Origin of the sequence: Streptomyces purpureus, from assembly GCF_014648195.1 — a bacterium.
Classification (GTDB): domain Bacteria; phylum Actinomycetota; class Actinomycetes; order Streptomycetales; family Streptomycetaceae; genus Streptomyces; species Streptomyces purpureus.
Genome location: NZ_BMQQ01000013.1, coordinates 443 through 1,443 on the forward strand (window position 1 = coordinate 443; position 1,001 = coordinate 1,443).

General features: G+C 64.7%; 1 protein-coding gene and 2 pseudogenes. All 3 read right to left on the minus strand.

Annotation, left to right across the window (positions count from 1 at the left end; genetic code table 11):
- Nucleotides 1-289 (minus strand): annotated as a pseudogene (locus IEZ01_RS17745) (hypothetical protein); the annotation flags it as partial.
- A gap of 157 nt (nt 290-446) precedes the next feature.
- Nucleotides 447-755 (minus strand): annotated as a pseudogene (locus tag IEZ01_RS17750) (transposase); the annotation flags it as partial.
- A partial coding sequence (locus IEZ01_RS17755) for an HAD-IA family hydrolase (RefSeq protein ID WP_189202662.1) occupies nt 730-1,001 on the minus strand: 272 nt, incomplete at its 5' end. The pseudogene IEZ01_RS17750 and the gene IEZ01_RS17755, both read right to left, overlap by 26 nt.

The window sequence follows — 1,001 nt, forward strand, 5'->3', positions numbered from 1 at the left end:
CCACTACAGGGTTCATACCGCCAGTACCGCCACTGGCGACAACGCGGATCGTCTTCTCGTCCTCGCCAGAGCCAATTGGCACGGTTTCGACTGCGTGGCCCGCCTTCCCGAGCACCCTGGAGACGCGCTTCACCACATCGTCGAACGGCAAGGGAACAAGGAGATCGATCTCATGGACGTTCTTCCTCATCAGCTTGGCCACCATCCGGACCAAGCGACCACTACCCCCACCCACCGCGCCAAGAGCAGCAAGCTCCTCAGCCAAGATCTGGTCTTCGCTCTGATCCACGGGCCCCACCCTCACCGCTAGATCGCCCTACCAGGCCGCCACATGATGTCCCGCCCGGCAAGCCATGTTGACGCATGTCGATCAATGAGTCACGCCCCCGCCTTCCCTCACCTGAGATGTCTTTTGAGGCCCGGACGTGCGACCCGTCCACGGATCAGTCGTCCAGGTCCAACAGGTCGGCACGGCGCAGCTCGGCCAGCAGGGCAGCGTGCAGGCGCGGCCACACGCCGGCCTCGGTCCACTCCCGCAGCCTGCGCCAGGCTGTCACCCCGGAACAGCCCACAGTCTCTGCGGGGACATCGCGCCACGCGATACCGGTCCGCAGCAGGTACAAGACACCGGCGAGTGCCACTCGGTCCGGAACGCGCAGCCGCCCGGGGTAGCGGCGGCGCCGTTCGGGAGCAGGCGACAGAAGCGAGGCCACCCGCTCCCACAGGCCGTCAAGAACAAGAGTTGAGCAGCCCAGCCAGGGCCCTTCGCAGATCGTCGACGGTGCGATACAGCACCGTAGTCATCCCCAGCTCATGTGCCGCCTCGATGTTCTCGTCCCGGTCGTCGACGAAAAGACATCGGTCGGCGCGGGCGCCGACCTGCTTTGCCGCCATCTCATATATGTGACGGTCCGGCTTGGCGACACTGAGCTGTACTGAGATTTGTGGAGTCCCTGATGCCAGGGTTACGGTCCTGGCGAAGGAGAACCACCAGCACCATG